This is a genomic window from Pseudotenacibaculum sp. MALMAid0570 (assembly GCF_040151415.1).
Classification (GTDB): Bacteria; Bacteroidota; Bacteroidia; order Flavobacteriales; family Flavobacteriaceae; genus Polaribacter.
Window position 1 is genome coordinate 195511 of record NZ_JBDKWF010000049.1, and the last position, 21543, is coordinate 217053.

At 32.3% G+C, this 21543-nt stretch carries 18 protein-coding genes; 5 read left to right on the plus strand and 13 right to left on the minus strand.

Annotated features, from left to right (window positions below; genetic code table 11):
* Positions 1-83 precede the first annotated feature (83 nt).
* From AAON49_RS11210 to AAON49_RS11220, 3 genes are all read left to right on the plus strand, one after another.
* Positions 84-3683, plus strand: coding sequence for a TraB/GumN family protein (locus AAON49_RS11210; RefSeq protein ID WP_349554652.1), 3600 nt, complete (start codon positions 84-86; stop codon positions 3681-3683).
* Positions 3684-3848: 165 nt separating this feature from the next.
* Positions 3849-4571, plus strand: a complete 723-nt coding sequence (locus tag AAON49_RS11215; protein WP_349554654.1) for a hypothetical protein — start codon at positions 3849-3851, stop codon at positions 4569-4571.
* A 25-nt stretch (positions 4572-4596) separates the two neighbouring features.
* Positions 4597-5334, plus strand: a complete 738-nt coding sequence (locus AAON49_RS11220) for a hypothetical protein (protein ID WP_349554655.1) — start codon at positions 4597-4599, stop codon at positions 5332-5334.
* A 76-nt stretch (positions 5335-5410) separates the two neighbouring features.
* Here AAON49_RS11220 and AAON49_RS11225 read toward each other — a convergent pair whose 3' ends face one another.
* From AAON49_RS11225 to AAON49_RS11265, 9 genes are all read right to left on the minus strand, one after another.
* Positions 5411-7057: a pyruvate dehydrogenase complex dihydrolipoamide acetyltransferase gene (locus AAON49_RS11225; protein ID WP_349554656.1), complete on the minus strand. Its 1647-nt coding sequence runs from the start codon at positions 7055-7057 to the stop codon at positions 5411-5413.
* Positions 7058-7060: 3 nt separating this feature from the next.
* Positions 7061-8050, minus strand: coding sequence for a pyruvate dehydrogenase (acetyl-transferring) E1 component subunit alpha (gene pdhA / locus AAON49_RS11230; RefSeq protein WP_349554658.1), 990 nt, complete (start codon positions 8048-8050; stop codon positions 7061-7063).
* A gap of 130 nt (positions 8051-8180) precedes the next feature.
* On the minus strand, positions 8181-8843 hold the full coding sequence (locus AAON49_RS11235; protein ID WP_349554659.1) for a hypothetical protein: 663 nt from the start codon (positions 8841-8843) through the stop codon (positions 8181-8183).
* A 136-nt stretch (positions 8844-8979) separates the two neighbouring features.
* Positions 8980-9645, minus strand: a complete 666-nt coding sequence (locus tag AAON49_RS11240; RefSeq protein ID WP_349554660.1) for a M15 family metallopeptidase — start codon at positions 9643-9645, stop codon at positions 8980-8982.
* 175 nt (positions 9646-9820) lie between these two features.
* Complete coding sequence (locus AAON49_RS11245; RefSeq protein WP_349554661.1) at positions 9821-10324, minus strand: nuclear transport factor 2 family protein; 504 nt, start codon at positions 10322-10324, stop codon at positions 9821-9823.
* 31 nt (positions 10325-10355) lie between these two features.
* On the minus strand, positions 10356-11081 hold the full coding sequence (locus AAON49_RS11250) for a head GIN domain-containing protein (RefSeq protein ID WP_349554662.1): 726 nt from the start codon (positions 11079-11081) through the stop codon (positions 10356-10358).
* A 97-nt stretch (positions 11082-11178) separates the two neighbouring features.
* Positions 11179-12834, minus strand: a complete 1656-nt coding sequence (locus AAON49_RS11255; RefSeq protein ID WP_349554663.1) for a PspC domain-containing protein — start codon at positions 12832-12834, stop codon at positions 11179-11181.
* Positions 12827-13171, minus strand: coding sequence for a PadR family transcriptional regulator (locus tag AAON49_RS11260; RefSeq protein ID WP_349554664.1), 345 nt, complete (start codon positions 13169-13171; stop codon positions 12827-12829). The genes AAON49_RS11255 and AAON49_RS11260 overlap by 8 nt, the downstream gene beginning before the upstream one ends.
* 73 nt (positions 13172-13244) lie before the next feature.
* Positions 13245-13688, minus strand: a complete 444-nt coding sequence (locus AAON49_RS11265) for a DUF4870 domain-containing protein (protein WP_349554665.1) — start codon at positions 13686-13688, stop codon at positions 13245-13247.
* 155 nt (positions 13689-13843) lie between these two features.
* Between AAON49_RS11265 and AAON49_RS11270 the strand changes: the two genes are divergently transcribed.
* Complete coding sequence (locus AAON49_RS11270) at positions 13844-14299, plus strand: DUF4442 domain-containing protein (RefSeq protein ID WP_349554666.1); 456 nt, start codon at positions 13844-13846, stop codon at positions 14297-14299.
* On the opposite strand, the gene AAON49_RS11275 is transcribed toward AAON49_RS11270, so the two are convergent.
* On the minus strand, positions 14296-15432 hold the full coding sequence (locus tag AAON49_RS11275; protein WP_349554667.1) for a mycothiol transferase: 1137 nt from the start codon (positions 15430-15432) through the stop codon (positions 14296-14298). The genes AAON49_RS11270 and AAON49_RS11275 overlap by 4 nt on opposite strands.
* 326 nt (positions 15433-15758) lie before the next feature.
* On the opposite strand from AAON49_RS11275, the gene AAON49_RS11280 reads away from it, so the two are divergent.
* Positions 15759-16181, plus strand: a complete 423-nt coding sequence (locus tag AAON49_RS11280) for a hypothetical protein (protein WP_349554668.1) — start codon at positions 15759-15761, stop codon at positions 16179-16181.
* Here the strand turns inward: AAON49_RS11280 and AAON49_RS11285 are convergent.
* The 3 genes from AAON49_RS11285 to AAON49_RS11295 all read right to left on the minus strand — a co-directional run bounded on the left by AAON49_RS11285 (position 16178) and on the right by AAON49_RS11295 (position 21527).
* On the minus strand, positions 16178-16885 hold the full coding sequence (locus tag AAON49_RS11285) for a DUF4369 domain-containing protein (protein ID WP_349554669.1): 708 nt from the start codon (positions 16883-16885) through the stop codon (positions 16178-16180). The two genes, AAON49_RS11280 and AAON49_RS11285, sit on opposite strands and share 4 nt — an antisense overlap.
* Before the next feature lie 40 nt (positions 16886-16925).
* Positions 16926-18233 carry a DUF819 family protein gene (locus tag AAON49_RS11290; RefSeq protein ID WP_349554671.1) on the minus strand — a complete coding sequence of 436 codons (1308 nt, stop codon included), beginning with the start codon at positions 18231-18233 and terminating at the stop codon, positions 16926-16928.
* A gap of 72 nt (positions 18234-18305) precedes the next feature.
* On the minus strand, positions 18306-21527 hold the full coding sequence (locus tag AAON49_RS11295) for a WD40/YVTN/BNR-like repeat-containing protein (protein ID WP_349554673.1): 3222 nt from the start codon (positions 21525-21527) through the stop codon (positions 18306-18308).
* Positions 21528-21543 lie beyond the last annotated feature (16 nt).

The following is a 21543-nucleotide window of genomic DNA, read 5'->3' on the forward strand; positions in this document are numbered from 1 at the left end:
CCTTAAGAGATTAGCGGCTTTTTTAATTTTGGTCAAGGTATTTTTTTTCCTATCTTTAATTCTGTTCTCTAAAAAAAATTAATATGAAAAAAGCACTTGTTTTATTATGCTTCATCATTTCTGCTGTTTGTTTTTCTCAAACTCAAAATAGTCTGTTATGGAAAATTTCTGGAAATGGACTAGAAAAGGATTCTTATTTATTTGGTACCATGCATGTAAGTGAACGGATTGCCTTTCACTTAGATGACGTGTTTTTTGAATCTCTATTAAAATCTGATATTGTTGCTTTAGAATCGAATCCAGAATTATGGCTTGATCATTCATTTGAGTCAGGTGATTTTTTAGGTGGATATAACTTAAATAATGTGAGTAAAAACTTTTACAATTCTCAGTTTAAATTCACGCCACCAAAGATTAGAGAAATGTCTCTTTTCCTTTCTAATGAGCATTATTTGTTGAATGGAATATTGTACAGAACCAATCCAATGATGCAGGATTTTCAGGAAGAAACCTATTTAGACATGTTTATTTTTCAAAGCGGAAGTAAATTTGGTAAAGAAGTTGTTGGTCTTGAAGATATAGAAAGATCATCTAACTTAGTAGAACAAGCAACTAAAGGAGAATTCAGAAAAGATTCTCCAGATCTATGGCTACAAAAGTTGATGAAAGAGAAAGATTATTTTAGTTTAATGTCTGATTCCTATAGAGAACGAAATATTTCATTCTTAGATTCATTAAATACTGCTATTTACAATAAGAAATATCTAGAAAATATGCTCTATATCCGTAATGAAGATATGGTGAAAAGTATAGATTCATTAGTAAAGCATGGAAGTGTTTTTTCGGCTGTTGGGGCAGCACATTTAGCAGGTGAAAAAGGCATGATCCAAAAGTTAAAAGATAGAGGTTATACAGTAACTCCATTAACATCAGAAATAACTGGAAAAGGAAAAGAAATAAAAGAAAAAATAGAGAAGAAAGAAGCTGAAATTATCTACAAGCCAAGAGAGAGTAGTGATGGTTTTTTCTCAGTGAACTCACCTAGTAAACTATATGAAATAGGAGCTAAAGAGTTTACCATTTATTTAAGTCCAAATATTAGAAATGGCGCTTACTATACAATTGCTAGAGTAAATATTATGTCTGAGTTTGGTGGAGAAATAAAATCACTAGACGATATAGATAAGATTCTTTTTGAAAATATTCCAGGCAAGATTATCAGCAAAAAGGAAATCAGTAAAAACGGATACAAAGGATTAGATATAATTAATCAAACCAAAATAGGAGATTATCAGAGATATCAAATTTTCATAACACCTTTAGAAACAATTGTTTTCAAAATGGCTGGAAAAAGAGAATATGTGCTAAAGAATGGCAATCTTTTCTTTAATTCTATCAAGTTTTTAAATGTAACAAGTGAGTTTGTAAAAGTACAGCCTAAACATAAAGGTTTTGAAATTTCTGTTCCTAGGTTTCATACATTCAATAACTCTGACCAAAAAGGAAATAGATTTCTACAAAGTATAGATAATCAAGGAAATTATTACTTTCTCAAGGAAGTGGTTTTAAATGATATGTCTTATATAGAAGAAGATGATTTTGAACTAGAAAGAATCCATAATAGATTTTATAAGAATGCAAAATTAACTTTTGATACAGGGATGTTTGTTGGAGAAGGAAAATCAAGAGCTTATGTTTCTAAAAGTCAAAAAACAAAAGAAGGAAAATATACACATCTAAAGACAGTCATTAATGGACGATACTACTATTTGATTGGAAAAATTAGTAAGGATTCTACTCAACCTGAAAAATATTTTGATTCATTCAAGCTTGCTGGATTTCAATATGATAACAGCAAACTTGAAAAACGAAAAGACACAAGTTTGCATTTTACAGTAAATACTTGGGTGAAGCCTTCTTATGGTTACACTAGAAATAGTAAGGATAGAAAAGATTATGAATCTTATATCAAAACTTCTACTTTTTCTACAAGAGACAATGAAATGATAGAAGTAAAATTAAACAAACTTCATGATTGGGAATATTATGAGAATATAGATTCGCTTTGGAATGATCAAATTAACAAGTTTGCCAGAAAGAACCTTTCAAGATATAATATAGATCGTATTATTATAGATGATATAACCTCGTACTTAAATAAAAGAAAATTTAAAGTCACCGAAAAGGAAAAAGGAAAAGATTCTTTTGGTAACGAAACCATAAGTTATTTATTAAGAGATACTCTTTCCAGCAGAGCTGTGAAAGTAAAAAAGGTATATTCAGAAGGAAGAATTTATACTTTAAAAACGTTGATTGATGTTAGGCATGATGAAAGCAAATTTGTACAAGAGTTTTTTAAAACCTTTCAACCAGAAAAACCAAAAAGGGAACCCGTAGATTTATTTAAAAGTAAGGTGGCAATATTTGTGAAAGCGCTAAAAGACGGAGATAGTATTGCAATTAATAGTTATTCAAGAATTAAATTTAAAGAAGAGCATATAGACTTGCTTATCGATCTTTTAAAAGACAATTCATTAAATTCAAATCAACAACTCATTAAGGGATATTTAATAGGAGAATTAACAAAGTTTAAATCCAAAAGAGTTGAACGATTTATAGATTATTTATACAAGAGTTCTTTTAATAACCCTTATAGTCAAATAGCTATTTTCAAATCCTTGGCAAAGGATAAAAAAGAAGAATCATTTAAAAAGTTAATGAGTCTTTTAAAAGTAGACATTCCTATTACGAGTAAAGAAATTGAAATAAGGAACATGTTCAAGAGCCTAAAAGATACATTGTCTTTAACCAAAGATTTGTTTCCTGAATTGTTAACTTATACTACAGTAGATGATTATAAAGAACCTGTTTATTATTTACTTGCAGGATTGTTAGAAAAAGAATTGATTTCTCCAAAGAACTATAAAAAGTATAAAGATCAGATACTTACAGAAGCACGTATCGAGCTTAAAAAGCAGTTAAGTTCTACTATAGATAAAAAGAAGAACAACCTTAAAGGAATTCCTAACTATAGCAATTCTTATAACAACAATAGCAATAGCGATTTATTAGAATTATACGTTAAGTTACTCGCACCTTATGCCAAAGATAATGTTGTAGATAACTTATTAGCTAAAATTCCTTTAATAGATAATATTGATGTAAAAGCTACCTATGTTACAGAGTTGATAAAAACAAAGCAAAAGGTTTCCAACAAAATTTTAAACGAGCTGTTAGAAGACATGGAAGGAAGATATGCGCTTTTTACTCGATTAAAGAAAGCAAATAGATTGGATGCATTACCTTCTCAATATCTAACAAAAGAAAAAATATATGAATCTAGGATTTTGAAAAATGTAAAAATGAAAGAAAAAGATTCTGTAATTTTTGTTGGTAGAAGAGATGTCAAAATTAAAGAGAAAGATTATGAGGTTTTTTTCTATAAGGTAAAAGCGTCAAAATATAGATATTCAAAACCTAAATGGGAGTTGCACTATGCAGCCTTTAAGAAAGAAGGAGATAAGATTCAGTCTAAAACTGTTTACTCTAGGAATAACCAGTATATAGATAAAACCGAACCCTTGGAAGAACAATTAAAAATTCATCTAGAGAAAATTCGTTTAAAAGACAGGAAAAGAGTTGAAGTGTCAGTTAGTAGGCAAGGACTGTACGGGTATTACTAGAGAATTTGCATTCTAAAAAATAAGTCTTCTCAAATCCAATATCTTTTTATTCTTATAACAACCATACATGTTGTTTCAGAAAATAAAACAAGATTTTTATTTAGAAAAACCAATCATAACTATATGTATATGGTTATCTTTAGCCGATAAATTAAATTTTCGATGATGAAAAAAATAGTATTATTACTTCTTGCATTTTCTTCATTTGTAGCATTCTCACAAGAGGTTACGTTGAAGTTAAATTATAAGAAAGGAGATTCATATTCTATAAAGGTTGAAATGAATCAGAATTTAGGGCTTATGGGTGGTATGAAGATGACTGCCAATATGAATATGAAAATTGTAGATGTATCTGCTGAAAACATTACAAGTGAAGCTAAAATAAAAAGAATGGTTGTTGATGTTTTACAAGGTGGGTCTACAGTAAGTTTCGATTCTGATAATGTAGATGAGAATGATAGTGATCAAAAAATGATGAAGCAACAGTTTGATCCGATGATGGCAGCAGTTATTACTCAAGTGATGGATAGAAGAGGAAAGCTTGTTAGTTTTAAAACAGAGCCAACAGTTCCTGGAATGGATAATTTTGGACAACAATCTGAATATCCTAAAAAAGCACTAAAAGTAGGATCTACTTGGGATACAGAAGTTACAGATAATAATGCTGGAACCGTAAAAATGAGTTATAAAGTATCTAAGATTACTAAAACAACCTTATTTGCAGATATTACAGGTTCTGCCTCAGCATTACCAGGATCTAAAATTACAGGAATGTTAGAAGTAGATATTGCATCAGGGAATCCTAATAAAATGAATGTTTTGATTGCTACTGATGTGCAAGGATCAAAAATAACAGTAGAAACAAAAGTAACTACTACCAAAAATTAATTTTAAAACAATACAAATGAAAACGATGAAAAAGGTAACATTCTTAGCATTATTCTTAGTAACTCTTGGAATTACCGCTCAATCTGTAAAGTTAGAGTACAAACTGAAGAAAGGAGATAAATTCCTTATTGAAATGAAGATGAAGCAAAATATGGCTCCAATTATGGATATGGATATTGGCTTAATTATGACAACTGAAACCGTTGGTGTTAAAGAAGGTATAATTGAGAACAAATCTCAAATCAAGAGAATGAAAATGGATATTTCAGCTCAAGGAGAAACCATGAGTTATGATACCAGTAAAAAAGCTTCTGAACTTACTGATGAAGAAAAGAAAATGCATGAAGAGATAGGTCCTATATTGGATATGGTTATCTATCAAACACTAGATAAAACAGGCGAAATCTTAAGTCAAAAAACAGTTCCTGAATTAAAACAAGCTGATCAGTTATTAAATCAAAATCAGATTACTGCTATGGTTTACCCTAAAGAAGCGCTTAAAGTAGGTTCTACTTGGGATTTTAATCAGAGTATGAATGGAATAAAGATGAAAGCTGTATATAAAGTAGCAAAAATTACCTCGAATACTCTTTTTGCTGATATCTCTGGAACTATGGAAGGTGTTGCAGATGCTAAACTAAAAGGAAAGTTAGAAATTGATTTGGCTTCAGGAATGCCAGCAAAAGTGAATATGGATATTGATATGGGTACTTCTGCAATGGGATTGAAAATGAATATTCAAATGATTTGTAAGAAAATGTAGCTAACAAATACAAAACAGATATAAAAAAGCCTCTAGAATTCTAGAGGCTTTTTTGTATGCTAAATTTAAAGAAAACTTATGCCAACATGGTCACTGGGTTTTCTAAATAGGTTTTTAAAGTTTGTAAGAATTGTGCTCCTACAGCACCATCTACAGTTCTGTGATCACAAGCAAGAGTTACTTTCATCGTATTTCCTACAACTATTTGTCCATCTTTTACAACTGGTTTTTCAACAATTGCCCCTACAGATAAAATTGCAGAGTTAGGTTGATTAATGATAGAAGTAAAGCTTTCAATACCAAACATACCTAAGTTAGAAACTGTAAATGTACTTCCTTGCATTTCTGCTGGAGAGATTTTTTTGTTTCTCGCTTTTCCTGCCAAATCTTTAACCGTAGCTCCAATTTGAGTTAAGCTTAACGCATCAGTATGTTTTACAACCGGTACAACTAAACCTTCATCAACAGCTACAGCTACACCTACGTGAATATGGCTGTGATATAAAGTTGCATTATCAGACCATGAAGTATTTACTTGAGGGTGCTTTTTTAATGCCATTGCACAAGCCTTCACTACCATATCATTAAATGAAACTTTTGTGTCAGGAATTGCATTAATCATCTTGCGAGAAGCCATTGCATTTTCCATATCTACTTCAATATTCAAATAGAAGTGAGGAGCTGAGAATTTTGAATTTCCAAGCGATTTAGCAATTGCTTTACGCATTTGAGAATTTTTCACTTCGCTAGTACTTTCTTCACCAGCGATAGCAAAATTGGTTACTGCTACAGGAGTTGTTGCACTTGCTGAAGCAGCTGGCGCTTCAATTTTAGCAGCCGTTGGAGTGTAATTTTCAACATCCTTTTTTACGATTCTTCCATTATCACCAGATCCTTTAATATCTGATAAGTTAATGCCTTTGTCTTTTGCAATTTTCTTCGCTAATGGTGATACAAAAATTCTTCCACCAGAACTTCCTGTTCCTTCGTTGCTAACACTAGCGTTGTTTTCTTCAATAACTTGGGGTGATGTTTCAACAGTTTCTTTCTTTGGAACTTCTTCTTTAGAAGTTTCTCCAGAAGATAAGTTACCTGATTTATGACCATCAACAATAGCAGTTACATTGGTGCCTTTGGGACCAATAATGGCTAATAAGCTGTCTACAGGAGCACTTTCACCTTCAGCAATTCCTACATGTAATAAAACTCCTTCATAGAAAGATTCAAACTCCATAGTAGCTTTGTCAGTTTCAATTTCAGCAAGAATATCACCTTCTTCCACTTTATCGCCTACTTTTTTCAACCATGAAGCAACTGTTCCTTCTTCCATGGTGTCACTTAATCTAGGCATAGCTACTACTTGTACACCTTCAGGAATAGCAACAGCTTCTGAACTTTGCGTTGTTGGTTCTTCTTTTGAAGGTTCAGCTGCCTTTTCTTCAACTTCGGCAGCAGCGCCATTAAGTATTGCTGAAATATCTTCTCCTTCATCACCAATAATGGCTAAAAGAGAATCTACGGGTGAAGTTTCACCTTCTTGTACTCCAATATGTAAAAGAGTTCCTTCGTTAAAAGATTCGAACTCCATAGTGGCTTTATCGGTTTCAATTTCAGCAAGAATATCACCTTCTTCCACTTTATCTCCAACTTGTTTTAACCACTTTGCCACAACACCTTCTTCCATGGTGTCGCTTAATCTAGGCATGTTTACTACTATCGCCATAATTTATTTGATAAAAGGATAATCTTCTTGTTCGTATACTACGTCATGCAATTGACTAATCTCTGGATAAGGAGATTCTTCAGCAAATTTCTCACATTCTTTTACCAAGTCTTTTACTTCTTGGTTCATTGCTTCGATTTCTTTATCGGTAGCATACTTCTTTTCTTTGATAATATTTAGAACTTGAGTAATTGGGTCTAATTTCTTGTACTCTTCAACTTCATCTTTTGTTCTATAATGTTGAGCATCACTCATAGAATGACCTCTATAACGGTAAGTTTTAACTTGTAAAAAAGTTGGACCTTCACCACGTCTAGCTCTTTGAATAGCTTCATCTACAGCCTCAGCAACTTTTACAGGATTCATTCCATCAACTGGTCCACAAGGCATTCCATATCCTAATCCTAATTTCCAAATGTCTGTATGATTTGCTGTTCTCTCTACAGAAGTACCCATAGCATAACCGTTATCTTCAACGATAAAAACTACAGGAAGTTTCCAATTCATAGCCATATTAAAGGTTTCATGTAAAGAACCTTGTCTAGCAGCTCCATCTCCAAAATATGTTAATGTTACAGCATCATTTCCTTTGTATTTATCACCAAAAGCAATTCCAGCTCCTAAAGGTATTTGACCTCCAACAATACCATGACCACCATAGAAACGATATTCTTTAGAAAAAATATGCATAGAACCACCCATTCCTTTTGAAGTTCCAGTGGCTTTACCATACAATTCTGCCATCACTCTTTTTGGATCTTCACCCATTCCAATAGGTTGCACATGATTTCTATAGGCAGTAATCATTTTGTCTTTAGTAAGATCCATTGCATGAAGAGAACCTGCTAAAACAGCCTCTTGTCCGTTGTAAAGATGTAAGAATCCTCTTACTTTTTGTTGTATATATACAGAAGCTAATTTGTCTTCAAACTTTCTCCAAAACAGCATGTCCTTGTACCAGTTAAGGTAGGTTTGCTTGGTGATTTTTTTCATTCTTTCCGTTGTTTGTTTTTCACTTATAAATACAACCCAAATATTGGGATAGCAAATACAAAAATAAACCTTTTCAATAGAATAAAAAAAGTAGTGTTTAGGAAATTAAAGACAACGTTTTCGTAAGAGTTTATTTGTCTTTAGCTATAAGGATAACTGCCTTAGCGCCAGTAGCTAAGTTCCATTCATTGGCGGAAATAACTTTTCCGTTTTCATCATAAACTTTAAATGCAGCAGTATTCGGACCAGATGATCCCTGATTTAAAGCGATAAAAGATATTTTATTTAGACCAACTTCTAGGGGAATATCAAACCCTTGATAAGCTCTTTTTAAAGTTAGGTTTTTAATAACTGGAATGTCATTGATTAATATAGTAACTCGATCACCATCAGGATATTGAAAATCTCTACACACTACTTTAACAGACTTAGATTGTGTTCTAAAACTTCCCAAATCTTGATCTATGACTGGATACGGAGCATTAATTTTATTCCAAGATTTTAGAAACCTCTCTTCAGCTATCTTGGCAGAGGTTAAAATTCCTTTGTTTTTAAGATCTTGCTCTTTTTGCTTTTTTGTTTCTTGCTTTTTTTGCTTGTCGTAAGCTTTTTTAAAACCATCTGTAGCATCGTTGTTTAATACTTTAGGCTTTTTAACTTCCTTAGCAGGGATGGCAAGAATAGCTTTCTTTTTACCTTTTTTTTCTGTACCACTTTTGTCATCAACTTGAGCATAAGAGTCAAAAGAGATTGTTAGAAATAATAAGAAAATTATGTAAAAAAGTTTTTTCAAAAAAATAAAAATTAACAATAATACTTCTACAAATATAGTGCCGATGTGCTAGTAAGTCGTTGAAAATTTGTTAAAACTTACAATATTTCAATAGTTTATCTATTAAATAATTGTGAAAGTAAGAGTGTAAAATGTTCTATTTGATAGGGAAATCAAAATAAGTTTCTGGGTAGGGTTCTTCTTTTAACGTAAAATGCCACCATTCTTTAGCATAAGGTTTAAAGCCAGCTTCTAACATTAAATTTCGTAACAATAATCTGTTTGATCTTTGTTTTTTTGTAAGATTAGTGTAGAAAGGATGCGATGCTGTGCCAAAAAAATCATACGAACTTCCCATGTCTAATTCCTTTCCTGTTTTGGTATCAACAATTGTTAAATCTACAGTGCTTCCTCTAGTATGCCCAGATTTTGAAGCAATGTAATCTAGTTTAAAAAGATCTTTCTTAGCAACATCAGGATAGTATTCTTGCTTCATTACTGTATCGTTTAGAACTTTTGCCCAACGCACAAAATGATCTACAGCACGTTGAGGCCTATAAGCATCAAAAACTTTTAAACTCAATCCAAAATCTGCTAATTTCGATTGTACTTTGTGCAATGCTTTGGCAGCAGGAGTGGTAATAATCACAGTATTCTTATCATAACCATCTATAGGTTTTCCAATAAAATTATTGTGCGTTATGTAACGCAATTCAGATTGAATCGTTGAATCAATATCAGAGAGGTATGAAAAACCTTTAGGTATTTGAGATTGACAAGAAATTGTGAGGACACAAGAGATGAGGATGAGTAGCTTTTTCATAAAATCAAATGTACAAAAAAGACAAGGACTTAGCTCTGTAAAAAAGTAAGAGCCGTTTCTTGCGAAACGAACTCTTACCAAGTAAACTAATAAAACCAAGTATTAGTAAGTTAATTAGAGTTAGCTATTCTAATGATTACTAATTTTTTCAGGGTGCGAAAGCACCCTATATATTTTAATGAAGGCTAATTACTTTTGTAATTTTCCAATTATCTTTATTCTGTTTCCAAACTACTATAAATTTGCTTGGAATTGATTTTGCATTCGGTTCAAGCTTGTTATGAAATTTATGATATCCCATTAAAATTGCTCCGTAATTATGAATGGGGTATACTTCTAAACTTCCTTTAACTAAGGTTCTTGTTACTTTTCCACAGATATTTTCTTCAATAGATTTTAGAATATCTTTTTTTGACGTAGCCAATCCACCTTTGTCGTGAAAGAACTCAAGGTTTTCAGAGTACAAGTTTGCCTGAGTCTTCATGTCACACTTGTTATAGGCGTCAAAATAAAGACTGTCTAATTTGGCAACTGTTGCATGTAATTCTTTGTCAACAGGTTTGTATTTTGGAATTTCATTCACCTGAGCTTCAGACATGATTGAAAAAAGAAACGTAATGATAGAGATAAGTATTTTTATGGCAATACTATCCTTAAAGAGTTTCGTGAAAAAATCCATATTAAAGTTGGTTAGTTGTTGGTTGGGTTGATTAATATCTTGATGAAACTCCTCCTCCAGATGAAGTTTTCTTATTTACTTTTTCTGGATTTCCTTTGTATCTAATATCTCCTCCACTACTAGCTCTTGCATTGATAGATTCTGATGCATAAACACCTATATCGGCACCACTACTTACTTTAGCAGTAACATCTTTGCTTTCTAATTTGTATGCATAGATTGAACTGCCACTTGTTGCACTTGTGCTATGAGTGTTGGATTTTCCACTAATTCTTAAATCTGATCCGCTAGAAGAACTACTAACTACATTATCTGCGTCTACTTCTATTCTCATGTCAGCCCCACTACTAGTACTTACTTCTAAATCATTTGCTCTAATTACGCTTTGAGAGTATACATCACTTCCGCTTGTGGCTTTTAATTCTTCTAAAGTTGTAACGGTAAGGTATACTTTACGAGCTTTTGCTCTCCAGATATTGCCATCCACATAAATTTTTAGTTGATCTCCGTGTACTTCTGTGATGATGTAATCATGCAAGTTTTCATCGGCTTCTACTGTTAAGGAAACTTTATTTCCTTGCTTGATATACAAATCGATACCGCTACTTACTTTAACTCTTGTAAAGTCGTCATTGATTTTTCTTTTTTCAGAAATTACGTTTCTATTTCCGTCAATTCTGTTGAACATGTCTACTCCACATGAAGCAAAAAATGCTGAGATGAAGAGAAGAATGATTCCTGTTTTTACTGTTTTCATGGTTTTTAGTTTTGTGATTCAAATGTCTATAGATAGACGCGTTTTTTTTAATTTAGGTTACTCAATTGTCTGATTTTTACGACGAGCTGTAAATGATTTATTGCAAAGAATCAGTTTTTTTTATCCCAAGATCTTTTAAAGCTTCTTCTACTTCACAATCTGTACAATCTAAACCTTCGCTGGTCATTAGAAAGTAATGCTCTGCCATATCACTGTCATACATGCCGTCTACATCATAGATTCCGTGTAAGAAGTTTTGTGTTGATTCATCAAAATAAATGACACTATTTTCTGGAATATAGATGGTAACATAAATAGCTTCATCTTTGAGTAAATGTCTAGAATTTGATAAGAAATATGCGTCTAATGTTAATGTGTTGTCATTTAGTTCATATTTATATTCTAATTGTTCAGCATTCTTGTTGGCAAGATTTCTATTTCTTCCTTCTGAGACTTTTCTCACTTTTATAGAAACTTCATCAACGTCGCTTTTTTCTACATCTACTTTTATGTATGAACAGTAAGTTTTTCTTTTATCTCCGTCATATACTTCAACTCTTCGGCTACTTCTTCTTAATCTAGATTTGTAATATAGATCATCATCGTTTACCATTTTTAAATTCAACGTGTCTTTATTTTCTAGGTATAAATTTTTTGTTTCGCTTTTATTTCCATTGTAAGCATTGGATGTTCCATATTCAATCCCTGAAAAAACAACCAATAAAAGAGCTACAATCCATATACCTAATAATGTTAATGAAGTTGTTTTACTAAACTGCTTTACATTACTTGATAATATTCTCAACCCTAGGATGAATAATATTAAGAAAGGGAATCCAGCTAAAATCAGCGCACATATTGCAAGTAACCAATGAGGTAGTACAGAATCATGCATGAAAGGAGGAACATCTAAAAAATCGTCTCCAAACCCAAGTACTTCAAAGCTACCTATAGAAAATATCGCAAGGATAAATGAAATAAGTACTGCAGCCGAAGTTATTATAATAATCACTCCAATGAATTTTCCTATTACCTTGAATACTGAAGTGATAATATTACCTAACGTATCCAAGAAGTCTTGAAAACCCGATTTAGCTCGTTTTCCATTTTTTTTTACACCTTCATTTACTTTTTTCGTTACTTCATTAGCTCCATCTTTAATTTTTTCGGTCATGGTACCTAACTCTTCACGAATTTTTTTTTCAATGTTATCAATATTTACGGGCTCACCTTCCATCTGCAATTTTTCAGCTGTCGTTTTTGCTTCTGGTAGTAATATCCATAAAATGATGTATAGCAGAATACTAAATCCACTAAAAAGTAGGATAATAAATGCCAAACGAATCCAAATTACATCAACATCAAAATAGTGAGCAATTCCGGCAGCAACACCACCTAAGAATTTATCATCTCCGTCTCTGAATAACTTTTTAGAACTAGTTTGTCTTTTAGAATACTTATAACTATTGTCTGTGTATCCTTCTTCAGTATCTGCATAATCTTCTGGTTCTCCCATAATCTTAATAACATCACTGATGTCTTGCTCATTTACTACTTGACGAGCATCGGTAATTTTTTCTGAAAGTAACTCACTAATACGTGTTTCGATATCAGAAATGATTTCGTTTTTTCCTTGTGGATCATCACTTAGTGATTTAGCGATCGCATCTAAATACCTTCTTAATTTTTGATAGGCATTTTCATCGATGTGGAAAAAGTATCCTCCTAGATTTATATTAATAGTCTTATTCATTTTTCGTTGATTTTTTGCTTGTTACTTGATTTACAGCGTTGATTAAATTACTCCATGTTTTATCTAATTCTTTTAAAAACATGCCTCCGTTTTCGGTTAATACGTAGTATTTTCTTGGTGGGCCTGATGTAGATTCTTCCCATCTGTATGATAACAAGCCTGCATTTTTTAAACGTGTTAATAATGGATATATGGTTCCTTCTACCACAATCATTTCTGCACTTTTTAGCGTAGAAAGGATCTCAGAAGTATAAGCATCTCCATGCTGTAATATGGAGAGTATGCAATACTCTAGCACTCCTTTGCGCATTTGTGCTTTTGTGTTTTCTATTTTCATGTGTTATTTCTTAATTTAGATTATCACATACCGATAAGTGATAAGACTTAACGGTTCTTCTATTGTGGTTTTATTATTTTATAAACTTTATAGTTAAAGGATATCTGTAATTTTCACCTTTATTTGCTTTAATAGCGGCTAAAATGATGAGTGCTACTTTTATCAATCCAATAATTCCTACTAAAGATCCAAATCCAATGAGTCCAAACAAACTTCCAAAGCCTAAATCAAAGTCCCATTCGTAATGCCAGCTACTTCCATAATCATGACGAACATTGTTAAAGAAAGAACGTAAAAAGAAGGGTACAGCTATAATACTTGCAATAAACATATAGAGCGCATAACTAATATTAAAGTTCACTGCTTCTTTTCCTTGTTCATCTAAAAATTGACTTCTATCTTTTAAAGTTTGCCAAACAATCAATGGAGTAATGATGCTCCCAAATGGAAAAACAAATCCTGCAAAAGCAGAAATGTGTATCAAAAAAGCATTGGTATTTTCGTTGTTCTGTTTCATTTGAAATGATTTATATAATACTTGACAATGCAAATATATGTTTAAAAAACAGTATTATGCAAAACATAGTACTAAAATTTAACATATTTTAACATTTAAAGAAAAATAAATCTTAAGATTTTTATTAGTAAATTGCCAATTCTAAATCCAATGAAATGAAGATAAACCCTAGGAAAATCAACACATTTATGATGTTAAAACTTCCGTTAGCTTGGCTAGGTGGGGTACGTGTAAAAAGTATAAGTGAAACTTCTTGTATTGTAAATATTAAACACCGTTGGATGAATCAAAATCCTTTTAAGTCTATGTTCTGGGCAGCTCAAGGGATGGCTGCAGAGATGACAACAGGAGCTTTAGTGTTGCAAGGAATATCAGATTCTGGGAGAAAAGTTTCTATGCTGGTTTTACAACAAAAAGGTGTGTTTACTAAAAAAGCAACCGGAAAGATTCGTTTTGAATGCAACGATGGTTCTTTGGTAAAAGAAGCTATTGAAAAATCTTCTATTACTGGAGAAGGGGAGACTGTTATAATGAAGTCTATTGGTTATAATAGTGAAAACATACCCGTTTCAAATTTTGAATTTGAATGGACACTTAAGGTGAAAGCTTAATTTTTTATTTTTCCTTGTTGTTTTATTTCATTAACTGGAGGAAGTCTTTTTTTCAAAAATAAAATTTGACCTAAATGACTTGACTGATGTTCCATCACATGAAACCATTGATACTGATTTGAACCCCAGCTACCTTCATTTACAGAAGTAAACCATTTATCATCTCTTTTTCGTAGGCCTTCTATGGTTTTTTGTCGCACCTCCTTGTAAATATTTAAGTAATAATCTATACTTTTCCCTTTAAGAGTTATTCTAGCTTTATCTCCTAAACTTAAAGCTATGCTCCATTTTTCTTTTTCTTCTTTATTGAATTGTCTGTTTTCGAAAGTACTAACTTGATAATAAGCTTCTGCTGCTGCTAAATGCATAATAAGAGCTCCTATTCTATTAGCTTTTTCGTCGTGAAGATGATCAACATGTTCGGGTTTTAAATTTTTTACAGCATTTTCAACCCTACTTTTTAAATCGTTTAACATAGAAATCATTGCTTCTATTTGTGGAGATTCACTATCGGGTTTTCCAATAGTAGCTGCTCTTTGTTCAGGAGCATTAATCCCAGAACCTGTTATTAAAAGAGCCGAATTGTTTTTGCTTATTGAAAATGTTTCAATAGTATATTCTTTAACCCTAACCGTTCTGTTTGATTTTATCGCCTCATTCCAATCTGGAATTTTATTTTTAGAAATTTTCTTTTCAAACTTAGAATTTGCGATATCATACGGAACCATTTTTCCATTTTCATTTTCTATCAAAAGTTCAAAATTGTCGAAATAAAATTTCCCATTATAAAGTACCAATCCTCCAAAACTTAAACTTGAAGTATTGTTGTCTAACGTACCTTCAATAACATATCTTTTCCATTTTTTTTCTTTGATAGGCCTATTTCTCATATTATCAAAAAAACCTGTTTCATTATTTTTAGTATCTGTACGTGCCCATAAACCTGCCCAAGCCGCTTCTTCCTTAACATCAACTTTTACATCTGCACTGAGCTTAAATTTTAATGGTTTTTCTGTACTAATATCAATAGACTGAACAAAAGAAGTCCATTCTCTAGAAATTTCTCTAGTGGTTTGTTGAGCATTGGAAATTAAATTAAACGCAAGAAGACATACTAAGAAAGATATTCTCATTTTCATAGACTAATTAAATTGAATTTTTTAAACTAATGTAAAGCTACTTAATTTTTTAGAGTTCAAATTAAAAATTGGTAGAACTTTAAGACTGAAAGCATGTTTTTAACAAAATTTTCCTTTTTAGGACTATTTTTTCCGCTTTAGCGACTTCTATTTTAGATTATAAGAATTAAGATTTTTATTTACAGTATCATTTTGGTTTTAAGAAGAATCATTCCCATATGATTTTCTTAGTTGAAAAGTGGTTGTTTAAAAAAGATGAAGACAGTATTGTCGTTTCCCTAGACGACATACTGTTTTTGTAAAGCCTAAAAAAGTTTGAAATGTTTACAAGAAATTATAAAGTAAAAGGAGAAGATGTAAATGATTTTATGATCATGCAAAACTTTGCATATGTATCCTATTCTTCAAAATTAATAGAGGCTTACTTGTTAGAAAAAGGATTTCCAAGATTGAAATTGAATTCATTAAAAATTGGATGGCAAAAGAGCAATGACCAATTACAAAATACAAAACATTTAATGTTTACAGAATTATTTACTGTTCGTTTAAATTTTGAGAGAACCTATACTCAAAAGAGTGTTGTAAAAACATATATAGATTTTTACAATGCAAAAAATGAGCTTTGCGCCACTTTAATTACAGATTTACAATGGTTAGATTATACTACGTTGAAATTAATTATACCTCCTAAAAATATAGCTCAACATTTCTTTAAACTAGATCAGTTAAAAAGAGCTGTTTAAGGTTGATCTTCTTGGTTTTTAATTTTGTCGATAAACTTAGCTAATTTCTTTCCGTATAAAGATGCTTTTACTCTTTCAGATAAAGATTTATTGATGGTGTCTAAATATTTAACATTTGCATCAGCTAAATCTGTAAGAGCAATATAAGCTGAGGCTTCATCGTCTGGATGATTCAAAGCAAAGTTGATGGAGTACAAGTATCTTCTTTTCAAGTAATCTTCAGATAATTTTCTTAGCGAATCAGATTTTTTAACATCTTTTTCTTTTTGAGCTAGAAAGTTAGCTTCAAAAAGATCTAATTGTTTTCCTTGAAATTTGCTGGTCATTTTTTGATAATCTTCATATACTTTTTGGTTTTTAGATCCTTCAATCTTTGTGTTTAAACCAAATCTTTTTACATCATCATTGATAGTAATTGTTCCTTGCTCTCCAAAGAAAATGATTCTCTTTTCAGAAGTATTGCCATCAAAAGTTAAGTAGTACATTTCTGGCGAATCTACATTGTCAGATAATAGGAATTCATCTTTTCCTAATAATGAAATAGAATCTACAGATACAACCAGGGTATCTTTTAATTTTTGTAAATACAGTGTTCCTTTTTTAAGGCCTTTAATTTGACCCTGAACAATCATATTTCCTTGCTTCTTTTCTTTAGAACAAGCAAAGATTAGGAACAATAAACAGATAGCAAATAATTTCTTCATTATCTTTAAAACTTTAGGCTGCAAATATGCAGATTTCTATTTAAATAGGAGCTGCTAATTCTAACAAAATCGTACATCCGATTGCAGCAATTGTTCCTATCGCATATCCGAATACAGCAAGTAAAACTCCTACTGTTGCTAACGATGGATGAAAAGCTGACGCAACTATAGGAGCTGAGGCAGCACCTCCAACATTTGCTTGGCTACCAACTGCTAAGAAGAAGTATGGTGCTTTGATTAATTTAGCAACAAGGATTAATAAACCAGCATGAATAGACATCCATACAATACCTATTATAATTAAACTCCAATTGTCAAATATCATTCCTAAATCCATTTTCATTCCTATAGTGGCCACCAAAATGTAAATAAAAATACTTCCTATTTTACTAGCACCTGCGCCTTCATAATTTTTCGCTTTTGTAAAAGAAAGGAAAATAGCAATTAAGGTGGCAATACTAACTAACCAAAAGAATTGAGATCCAAGGAAAGTAAAAATGTTTTTAGTGATATTGGATTCTATTCCTGATATAAGATCGCTGAAAAAAGTGCTTAAATATTTAGCTCCCAAATGACCAATAGCAACTGCTCCAAAAGCTAAAGCTAAGATAATCATGTAATCGGTTAAAGTTGGATTCTTCTTAACGCTTTGTGTGAATTTAGTAACTTTTTCTTTTAATTGTTCTATTGCAGAAGTATCAGATTTTAACCATTTATTGATTTTATCTTTTTTGCCAATTCCTATCAAAAGAATAGCCATCCAAATATTGGCTACTACGATATCTACAAAGACCATCCCACCATATTTAGTTGGATTGTATTGGTAGATTTCAAGCATTGCTGTTTGATTGGCTCCGCCGCCAATCCAACTACCAGCAATAGTAGAAAGACCTCTCCATACTGCATCAAAATCAGCACCCCCAACAGCTTCTGGTGAAACTAATGAAATAAGTAAAATGGCAATTGGACCTCCAATTATAATACCTACTGTTCCAGTAAAAAACATGATTAGAGCTTTGGAACCTAAATTAAAAATCGCTTTCAAGTCTATACTTAAAGTCATTAAAACTAATGCTGCTGGTAGTAAAAATCTACTAGCTACATAATAGAGTTGAGATTTACTTTTTATAATTTCTCCAGTGGAATTGGAGGTTTCCCATTCTGGAGCTATGGCTCCTACAGTAGTAAAAATTGCAGGGATGAAATAAGCCATAAATAACCCTGGAACAATTTTGTAGAATTTAGGCCAGAACCCGGTTGTACGAGATTCGGTATAAAAAACAAAGCCTAAAGAAATCATTAAGATTCCAAATACAATAGCGTCATTAGTGAAAAATGGTTGGTCCATAATTTTTTGATTTTCGCTAATGTAAGAAAATCAATTCATAAAAAAAGCGGAGCTATGCTCCGCTTTTTATTTTTAGAATTTTTTAATTTCCTTAAAAGGAGAGATAGTAATACTCTCAACTTTTCCTTTATAGTCTTTCCAGTCTTTATCAAAGAAACTATTCACATTCTTAATAGCATCATTCATAGCGTCTTTATATTGCTTAATTAATTGACGCTCTGTAGCCGTAATATTTCCATATCTACTACCTACATATCTTCTTGCAGTAAAGAATCTCTGATTAACAGTAACTTCAGGATTTCTTGTAATTCCTTGTCGTCTATCAATCTTTCCTAAGAAAGCAGCAATTAGTTTGTCAATTTTCTTAACAATTCCTCCAGAAGCTTTGATTTGATCTTTGTACTTCTTTTTATCTTCTTTAGATAGTTTAGACTTAAATCCGTTTGCTATGTTTTTACTTTCTACGAGTTGTTTTACAACATCAGCCATCAATTTTTGATCTTTCTCCATGTCTTTGCTAGTGTTGTATATATCGTTTATAGCGCTTGTAGACATTTTCAGTCTTGGATCAAATTCTACCTTAATTTTACTTTCAGAGATTTGATCTCCAAAATACATTTTAAGGTTGTAAGTTCCAGGTTTTACGCCAACACCTCCTGGTTCACCTCTTCTAGCTCTGGTTGATCTTGAAGGTCTAGCAACTCCTTTTTCATCCATAAACCAATACATCTTGTGAATTCCATTTTCTTTAGGAGCTCTTCTTTTTAGAGTACGTATTAAGCGAGTTCCATCATAAATTTCTAATTTAATAGAATCGTATTTTACTTTTGGTTTCTCTTCAACTTTAGGTTTTGGTTCTTCCTTCTTTTTCTTTCTGCCTCTTCTCTTTTTCTTTCCTTTGGGTTCTGCTTCTTTTTTCTTAGCTGAAGGTCTGTTAATGTAATAAGAGATTGTTGCTCCAAAACGCCTATTTTCACCATGATACATAGCATCACCTCCAAATCTGCTTCCCGTTGGTTGTTGGAAGGCAGCTTGGTATGCTGTAGGAGGATCAAACAATTGTAACTTCTTGGTTAAAACATTTCCAGTTGCCATTGCTCGTAAAGGCCTGATGTCATCTAAAACCCATGCAGCTCTACCAAATGTTCCAATAACTAAATCATGTTCTCTTGGTTGAATTACAAGGTCTTTTGTAGAAACAGTTGGGAACCCAGAAGTCCATTTTGTCCATTTATTTCCAGCATCTAAAGAAATATACAAACCATCATCAGTTCCTAAGAACAATAAGTTTGCATTTATTGGATCTTCAACAATACTTAATGTATAACTCTCTACATCATTCTCATCTACAATACGAGTCCATGTTTTTCCGTAATCTTTAGTTCTATAAGCATACGGAGTGTAGTTAAATCTTCGGTAATCATTAGCAATTAACAAAGCTTCTCCTTTATTCTTGTTGGAAGCTTTTATTTGCGCAATCCAACTATTAGCTGGTAATCCAGGTAAGTTATTGCTCACATTTGTCCATGTAGCACCTCCGTTTTGTGTGTAATGGATTTGTCCGTCATCTGTACCGGCCCACATCATATTTTGTTCAACAGGAGAAGGTTCTATAACTAAAATAGTTGTATGATTTTCAGCTCCTGTAGCGTCCATAGTCAATCCACCACTTTCGGATTGTTTTTGTTTCTCTTTATCGTTTGTTGATAAATCAGGAGAAATTACGCTCCATGTAAGTCCTTTGTCTGTTGATTTGTGAACATACTGACTACCGAAATAAATAGTACTATTGTCAAAAGGATCAATATTAATTGCAGAGTTCCAGTTGAAACGCAATTTTACTTTTGGATCTGGATGCGTAGGACGAACCGTATAATTATTTCCAGTTAAATAATCGTATCTACTTACAAAACCTTGCTGACTCATAGACCAACCAAAACGAGAATCATCTTTATCTGGAACTACGTCAAATCCATCACCAAAACTAATTTCTTGCCAATAAGAATTTCTTATTCCTTGAGCTTTCCATACATAAGCAGGTCCTCTCCAAGAACCATTATCTTGCATTCCTCCGTAAACATTATATGGATATTCGTTATCTACATTGATATGGTAGAACTGAGCCACAGGCAGGTTTCCTATAAAACGCCAAGTTTTACCATGGTCATGAGTAATGTTTAAACCACCGTCATTTCCATCAATCATAAAAGAACCATCTTTTGGATGAATCCACCAAGCATGATGATCTGGGTGAACACCATTAGAAACACCATAGGCTGGCATTAGTTGACGAAAGCTTCTTCCGCCATCATCAGATACATTTACATATGTAAAGACAGTATAGAGTCTATTTTCATTTTGTGGATCTACATAAATTTCTGAGTAGTAGAAAGGTCTATTTCCTATTCCTGCTTTATCATTAATTTTTCTCCATTTAAACCCTCCATCTTCACTTTTATATAAGGCATTCTTTTTGGCTTCTACTAAGGCATAAATTACATTTGGATTGCTTCTAGAAATAGCAACTCCAATTCTTCCTAGCTCACCTTTTGGAAAGCCTTCTTTACTTGTAATCTTTTTCCAGTTTTCACCTCCGTCATGAGTAATATATAAACCACTTCCTTTTCCTCCAGATTTAAAGAACCATGGGTCGCGTTTATGCTCCCACATTGCTGCTATAAGTTTGTTAGGATTTGAAGGGTCCATTACTAAATCAGCAGCTCCGGTTTTGATATTATTAAACAGGATTTGTTTCCATGTTTTTCCACCATCGGTAGTTTTGTATACACCTCTTTCTTTATGCTCTCCCCAAGGAGAACCTATAGCTCCAACATAAACAGTGTTTGGATTGGTGGGGTCTACAATAATTCTATGAATATGACGCGTTTTTTCGAGCCCCATAGATTTCCATGATTTTCCACCATCAAGAGATTTGAAAACACCATAACCACCGTTTAAGCTGTTACGAGGATTACCTTCTCCTGTTCCTACCCAAATAACACTTGGATTGGATTGTTGGATAGCAACGGCTCCAATAGAGGCAGTTACTTCTTTCTCAAAAATAGGTTGCCATTTGATACCTCCTGAAGTAGATTTCCATAATCCACCTGAAGCAGTTCCGGCATACATAATATCGGTGTTGGATTGTACAACATCTATGGCAGTAACACGGCCACTCATACCTCCAGGTCCGATATTTCTTGGTTTCATGTTTTTGACCAAATCCATTGAAAACTCTTGAGAAAAGAGTGTAAAGGAGATCAATAAAAATAAAAGGGAAATAAATTTTCTCATGTGTAAGTTGTTAGTT